The sequence below is a fragment of the Alteromonas sp. AO-Serp genome (assembly GCF_017849675.1).
Lineage (GTDB): Bacteria > Pseudomonadota > Gammaproteobacteria > Enterobacterales > Alteromonadaceae > Alteromonas > Alteromonas macleodii.
The window spans coordinates 80,392-86,675 of record NZ_JAFLMX010000042.1; the positions used below are offsets into that span (position 1 = coordinate 80,392).

The window sequence follows — 6,284 nt, forward strand, 5'->3', positions numbered from 1 at the left end:
AAAGCAAAATATAACAAAGAACGTATAGCGGCTGTTGATTAAGTAGAATACTTATTCTACCCTAGAGTAGAATATTCATTCTACTTAAAATCTGTTTAATTGGATAACAAGCGATGTGCCAAGCAGACGAAAATAACAAACGCTTTCGAGGAGACCCGGTATGACCGCGCCCAAACAATCTGAGTTAGCTTCGAAACTAGAGCAAGCTTTTGCCCTTTACGGATTCGCAGAGCCTAATGTGGCTAAACTCAAGGACTACACTGGCACCACACTTAAAACCTTGTACAAATACTTCCCTTCAAAAGAAGACATGATTATTGGCGCGCTTGACTATCGTCACAGCCGTTACATCGCGTTTCTGGAAGAAAACTGTCCCTCGACGCGTAACGAAGCAATTAACCACATATTTGAACGCTTGTCGGTGTGGCTAACGACATTCGCTCCCAGAGGTTGCATGTCATTGCAGGCTTTGGCGAGTTACCCCAATAACCTTCAAATTGAAACCGCTGTGAACAACCACAAACACGCGGTGCTAACGTGGCTGAATGAAAAGCTCGAAGACCCAGCCCTTTCAAACAGCGTGTTCCTGCTACATGAGGGCATGTCATCAGCATGGCCAACGATTGGTGATGAAGCGTTAACCGCAGCGAAAGGCGCACTAACAGTGCTACTTGATTAGCCCTTCTTAGCACTTGCATCAACCATTACCTTTCTCGTCTAAAGCAAAAATTCTGGAGGACAATATGAAATCATTGCCAAATGAAATGTACGGCGTGCAGTTAACCAAACATGGCGCTCTCGACGCGCTTACATTTAACGAAAACATACCTTTGCCTACACTCAGCGACAACGATGTACTTATTGAAGTACGCGCTGCGGGGGTAAACAACACCGACTTAAATACGCGAAAAGGTTGGTATTCCAAAGGCGACAACAATGCAGAAGATGCTGGATGGGCCGGCAATGCGTTAAACCTACCTCTAATTCAAGGCGCCGACGTATGTGGCTATATTACCGCTGTGGGTAATAACGTGAGCAAAGAACGTATTGGTGAACGCGTCATCATTGAGCCTTGTTTGGTAGAAGTTGACAGTAAACCGCTAAGTACCCCTTGGTATTTCGGCTCGGAATGCAATGGAGGTTTCGCACAGTTTACTAAAGTCGCATCGCGCCACGCCCATGCAGTAAATTCAACGATGACAGATGTGGAACTAGCCTCGTTCCCCTGCTCTTACTCTACAGCCGAAAACATGCTGCACAGAGCAAACGTAAAAACAGGTGAGCGAGTATTTATAACCGGTGCCTCGGGCGGCGTAGGCTCAGCTGCCGTACAACTCGCTAAAGCACGTGGCGCCTATGTTGTTGCAGTAACCAGCGAACAAAAGCAATCAGCCATACAAGCATTAGGCGCCGACAAGACCGTTTTGCGTGATGAAGATTGGCAACACATGGCAGAAAGCGAGCCGTTCGACGTTGTTATCGACCTTGTTGCGGGCCCACGATGGCCTGAGCTACTTGAGATCCTAAAACCGTTTGGCCGCTATGCTACGTCGGGCGCAATTGCTGGTCACGACGTTTCTTTGGATGTTCGGACTCTGTATTTGAAAGATTTAACCCTGTTAGGCTGCACTATTTTAGGACACGATGTATTTGCCAACTTAGTAAAACACATCGAAGCAGGCAATATTAAACCACTAGTATCGAGCACATTCCCACTAAGTGAAATACACCTAGCGCAGCAAGAGTTTGAGCAGAAAAAACACATTGGTAAGATGGTATTGACGTTACAGCCCAAATAACGTCGATATGCCCGAGAGAACATAAACCAAAGTCCTTTGACGACGGGCGTTCCTATGAGCTTCGCCGAGTAAATGCTTGGCGAAGCTCTTAACACTAATTCTTACACAGCTGAGCATAATTTTCTGCCAGCATATCTTGCGCGATAACGTGCTTCGTCGGATTGTTCTACAAGCCAGGGCATTATAAGAAAAGCCACTGCTAATCGCGTTTTCAAACATAGGTATTTGTTTTTGTACTCTTTGTAACATTAGGTACTATTTCCTGACATTTTAGACCTGTACTTTGGTACAGCCTGTAAAACGCAGGCGTCTAAAAACAAAAGGAAATATAATGAAAAAGCTCATCGCGTTCACACTAACAATTTGCGCATTTAATGCGTTTGCTGATAACTGTGTTTACAACTGCCCCACTGGTCAATCTGGACAAACCATTACCCGTTCCATTTACACCCTAAACAATAATGCACAAACAAAGTTCGCCAACTGGGTGGCCTATCATGTAACCCCAAGCACTATTGACGGCCCATCAAGAAGTCGTAATTGGAAAGCTGACCCTTCAATTAACTCTGCGAATACTTTAGAGCCGAACGATTACAGCGGAGCATGGGCTACAATTGGCACTGACCGCGGCCATCAAGTTCCTCTTGCTTCGTTCAGCAACACAGCCGATTGGCAAATGTTAAATTATTTATCAAACATTACACCTCAAGATTCAGACCTAAACCAAGGTCCTTGGGTGGATCTAGAAAATGCGGTGCGTGATGTAGTGAGAACTGGGCAAGACGTTTATGTGGTTTCTGGGCCGTTATATGAGTGGTATTTCGCTACTCTGCCAGAGGCAGATGAGTCGCACAGCATTCCTAGTGGATATTTTAAAGTCGTCATTACCGATGTTAACGGCTGGGTGGAAGCCTCTGCTTTCATCCTAGAGCAAAACGCAGCTCGCAGTGATAACTTTTGCGCAACTGAGGTAACGGTTAATGAAGTTGAATCCAGAACAGGTCTAAACATTATGCCGTCACTACCAAGCTATAAAGAAAATGCTGTTGAAGGGGGATTAGGAGGCTTAACCGCTGCGCTCGGCTGTTAATAACCCATCTAAAAAGGCAGGGATGCCTACCTCTTTTTAAATGGCTGCTGTAAAAGCGCAATGATACTTGCGTTCTTCTTAGTGGCTGGCACGTCTTTTTGACCAATGGGCAATGTTTCGTCGCTAAACGCAGCGCGAGGCGTAAAACTATTAAAGAGCCTATCCCACCACGATACGCTAAAGCCATAGTTAGAATTAGATTCATTTTTAGCCTGGCTATGGTGAATGCGATGTAAGCGCTGTGTGATTAGCACAAGCCCAATTCTATCATCCCACTTTTGTGGCAACCTAATATTGGCATGATTAAAAAGGGCAAAGCCATTTAGCGCTACTTCAAAGATAATAATAGCAATAGCTGGCACGCCTAGTATCACTACCGCCCCGGCTTTAATCCCCAAGCTCATAGCAATTTCAACTGGATGAAAGCGAAGGCCTGTAGTGGTGTCGACATGACTATCGGCATGATGCATTTTATGAAAGCGCCACAACATAGGCACGGTATGAAAAAGTCGGTGCTGCCAATAGATAAGCATATCAAGTAGTAAAACACTTAAGGTTACGATGGCTATATGAACAAGATACGTTGAAGAATTACTGAGAGGCTCACCACTGTTTAGCAGTTGATTAGAGCTTGAGGCATCAGCCGGCACGGCATCCAGTAAAACGTTGAACACACCTATGCCTTTCTGCTGCGCCCATAAAGACACACCGACGAGTGTGGCCGGAAGCAAAATACGCGATACTAGTGCCCCCATTACCACCATGGACAAGTTACCCAACCAGCGTGTTTTCCTACTAAGCACGGCTTCACGCGCTGGCAACAGTGCTTCAAGTACTGCCATAAGCACAAAAACGCCAAGAAATACGCTTAAGCGAATAACCGCGGTATTATCCAAAGCAAATTACCTTTATCACGTTAATTACTTTCAAAATTCAGATTACTTTTACTGCTACGAGAACTTTCACCATCATTCATAACCTGAAGAAGGCACTGTACGTTCTGACTTAGCAGCGTCGCGCTCTACCCTATGAAGCGTAGAAAAGCCCCCTACTATGCGAGTAATGACTGTTACGGCACAGGCTGCAGCGAACACATAGGCAAGCGTTGCAAAATACTGCGGCCAAATACAGAACGCCAAAAACACAAAAATGGTTTCAGTGCCTTCGGTTAACCCCTGCATATAATAAAAGCTTTTGTTAGCAAACTGGGGCCTATCTATTTGAAACTTCTCTGCTGCAATGGCAAAGGCTAAAAAACTGCTGCCAGTGCCAATAAAGGTAGCTAACAGCACCATTGCTGGTATGCCCCACTCTTGAGGGTTAGCAATGCCAAACGCCAAAGGAATAGAAGCGTAGAATAGAAAATCTAAGCAAATATCTAAAAAACCACCCGCACTACTGCTACTTTGCTGATAGCGCGCCAATTCACCGTCAATTCCATCAAAAACACGATTCAATATGATGCAGGCTAGCGCCATATTCCACCAGTTAAGAATAATAAAGGGAAGCGCAAGAACACCGATGACAAACCCGGCAAGCGTAACCTGATTTGGGGTAACGCCCTTGCTGTCTAGCGCTTTTATCAACGGTTTTAAAAGTGGCTTTATAAAAGGGGTAACTTTGGCATCTAACATGACATGTCTCTTTACTCGCTCTGCAGTATTTTTTTACTATTTCAGTACTACCTTCGGCAGCACCTATGTAATACCGCTATAAAATTTCTATGACGTTACCGCCTGCGGCTAGCGCATCATCTTTATCGTGTGTCACTAATACTGCGGGAATATTACGTGCTTTTAGCTGCGAAAACGTCCAGCTGCGAATTTGACTTCGAAGGGCTACGTCTAGTTTGCTGAACGGCTCGTCAAGCAATACCACATCAGGCTCAGAAGCTAACGTTCTGATAAGGCTTACTCTGGCCTGCTGACCACCAGAGAGCGTATTCACAGTCCGGTCAGCGATGCCGTCAAGTTCGACGGCCACTAATAACGCGTTTATGGCGTCGTGTTTCAATTGCTTGTTTTTATATGCCTTATCAGGCATAGCGAACGCAATGTTTTCGCCCACGGTCATGTGTTCAAATAAAAGCGCATCTTGAAACATAATACCCACTTTGCGAAGGTGCGCATCGATTTCGTTTATCACCACGTGGTTAATTTTAATTTGTCCAGTAACGCTAAAGGGGGCCTGAAGCTGTCCGGCGATGGCTTGAAGTAAAGTAGACTTACCTGCGCCGCTAGGTCCCATAACGGTCAGCACTTCTCCCTTTGCTACCTCAGCACTTAACTGAAGCAGCGGCTTGTCATCGCGATAAATAACGATGTTTTCTAAACTAAGCACTATAAATTACGCCCTTGTAGTTTTTGCTCTTATGTTAGCCATGCGCTTTTACTGCACCGGGTCTGCGGAACGATTGCTGTGAGTATCTGATACCAGCATTTGCTTACTTCGTCTTCTCGTTGCAACTGCAGGCATGTACCAAGCGATCATAAAGCCAATTAACGGCATTACCGCTTGAATAATGACATACACCGCAGTAAGTCGCGTACTGCTCCCCGATACTGACGCTACAGCCTCGGTAGTAACAGTAGGGAGCGTCCCGCCAGACGCCAGCAAGGTAGGTAAATACTGGCTAAAACTAATTGCCAGCCCCAACGCCCATGCCACCATAATGGCGCTGAACAACGAAGGCAGCTTAACATGATAAAACACCTGCCACGGCGTTTTGCCCAAGCTCTTCGCCACCATGGCGTATCGGTTGTCGAACTTCCTATACGCCACCGCCATCGATAAAAACACGTAAGGCAAAACATAAACCATGTGCGCTACATAGGTGTGAAACCATACGGCGTTTTGAAAAACAAGCTGCTGGAACCAGACCAGACCATATAGGAAAGCTACGCCAGGTACCAATAGAGGCAAAAATAGAGAGACAGAAAATGCATTCTCAGCAACAGCACGCGCTGGCTTTAACTGTTCGCTTTCCAGCGTAAATAAAACAAGTACCAATGAAGTTGTACTCACCAGCACTCCAAGCAACAAGGTATTAATAAGCGGTGTTGTCAGCGCACTTGTTGCCGTATTCCAATGCAGTAGTGTTAGCCCCTCTGGCAATAACAACGGGAAATGCCATTGCTTAGCAAAGGAGTACACAACAACCGTGTATACCACTGTGCAAATCAAGATGATGTAAACTGCCATAACGGTAAAACCACATGCGCGTAGCGCAGTATCTGCAAAATATCGATTTCCACCTGAAAGGCTGCGCTTACCGGTGTAAGTCACTAATCGCTCTATACCAAAAAACAACAGTACCGCCACGGCTGAAACTGCCACCTGAACCACAGCAGCGCTACTTGCAAGCAGTCGCATGGACAAATCAATATGATTAAACC

7 protein-coding genes are annotated in these 6,284 nt (G+C 45.6%); 3 read left to right on the top strand and 4 right to left on the bottom strand.

Going from position 1 to position 6,284, the window contains the following annotated elements; all coding sequences use genetic code 11:
- Positions 1 to 160 precede the first annotated feature (160 nt).
- The 3 genes from QVA83_RS04005 (at position 161) to QVA83_RS04015 (ending at position 2,889) form a co-directional block, all read left to right on the top strand.
- Positions 161 to 679, top strand: a complete 519-nt coding sequence (locus QVA83_RS04005) for a TetR/AcrR family transcriptional regulator (RefSeq protein ID WP_039229544.1) — start codon at positions 161 to 163, stop codon at positions 677 to 679.
- Positions 680 to 743: 64 nt separating this feature from the next.
- Positions 744 to 1,799 carry an alcohol dehydrogenase family protein gene (locus QVA83_RS04010; protein ID WP_156078293.1) on the top strand — a complete coding sequence of 352 codons (1,056 nt, stop codon included), beginning with the start codon at positions 744 to 746 and terminating at the stop codon, positions 1,797 to 1,799.
- Positions 1,800 to 2,130: 331 nt separating this feature from the next.
- The gene (locus QVA83_RS04015; RefSeq protein ID WP_014949288.1) at positions 2,131 to 2,889 is read left to right on the top strand and encodes a DNA/RNA non-specific endonuclease; all 759 of its coding nucleotides are present in this window, start codon (positions 2,131 to 2,133) and stop codon (positions 2,887 to 2,889) included.
- A 26-nt stretch (positions 2,890 to 2,915) separates the two neighbouring features.
- Here QVA83_RS04015 and QVA83_RS04020 read toward each other — a convergent pair whose 3' ends face one another.
- The 4 genes from QVA83_RS04020 to QVA83_RS04035 all read right to left on the bottom strand — a co-directional run.
- Positions 2,916 to 3,785, bottom strand: a complete 870-nt coding sequence (locus tag QVA83_RS04020; protein ID WP_156078292.1) for a sterol desaturase family protein — start codon at positions 3,783 to 3,785, stop codon at positions 2,916 to 2,918.
- 72 nt (positions 3,786 to 3,857) lie between these two features.
- Positions 3,858 to 4,523 carry a CDP-alcohol phosphatidyltransferase family protein gene (locus QVA83_RS04025; protein WP_156078291.1) on the bottom strand — a complete coding sequence of 222 codons (666 nt, stop codon included), beginning with the start codon at positions 4,521 to 4,523 and terminating at the stop codon, positions 3,858 to 3,860.
- A gap of 76 nt (positions 4,524 to 4,599) precedes the next feature.
- Positions 4,600 to 5,229: an ATP-binding cassette domain-containing protein gene (locus QVA83_RS04030; RefSeq protein WP_014949285.1), complete on the bottom strand. Its 630-nt coding sequence runs from the start codon at positions 5,227 to 5,229 to the stop codon at positions 4,600 to 4,602.
- Between the two features lie 48 nt (positions 5,230 to 5,277).
- Positions 5,278 to 6,284, bottom strand: a 1,007-nt coding sequence (locus QVA83_RS04035; protein ID WP_287498142.1) for an ABC transporter permease subunit, incomplete at its 5' end; no start/stop codon positions are given.

What these genes read in the sequence shown, in the direction of transcription:
- QVA83_RS04005 (WP_039229544.1), top strand. Translation starts at nt 161, where the DNA reads ATGACCGCGCCCAAACAATCTGAGTTAGCTTCGAAACTAGAGCAAGCT.
- QVA83_RS04015 (WP_014949288.1), top strand. Translation starts at nt 2,131, where the DNA reads ATGAAAAAGCTCATCGCGTTCACACTAACAATTTGCGCATTTAATGCG.
- QVA83_RS04010 (WP_156078293.1), top strand. Translation starts at nt 744, where the DNA reads ATGAAATCATTGCCAAATGAAATGTACGGCGTGCAGTTAACCAAACAT.
- QVA83_RS04025 (WP_156078291.1), bottom strand. Translation starts at nt 4,523, where the DNA reads ATGTTAGATGCCAAAGTTACCCCTTTTATAAAGCCACTTTTAAAACCG.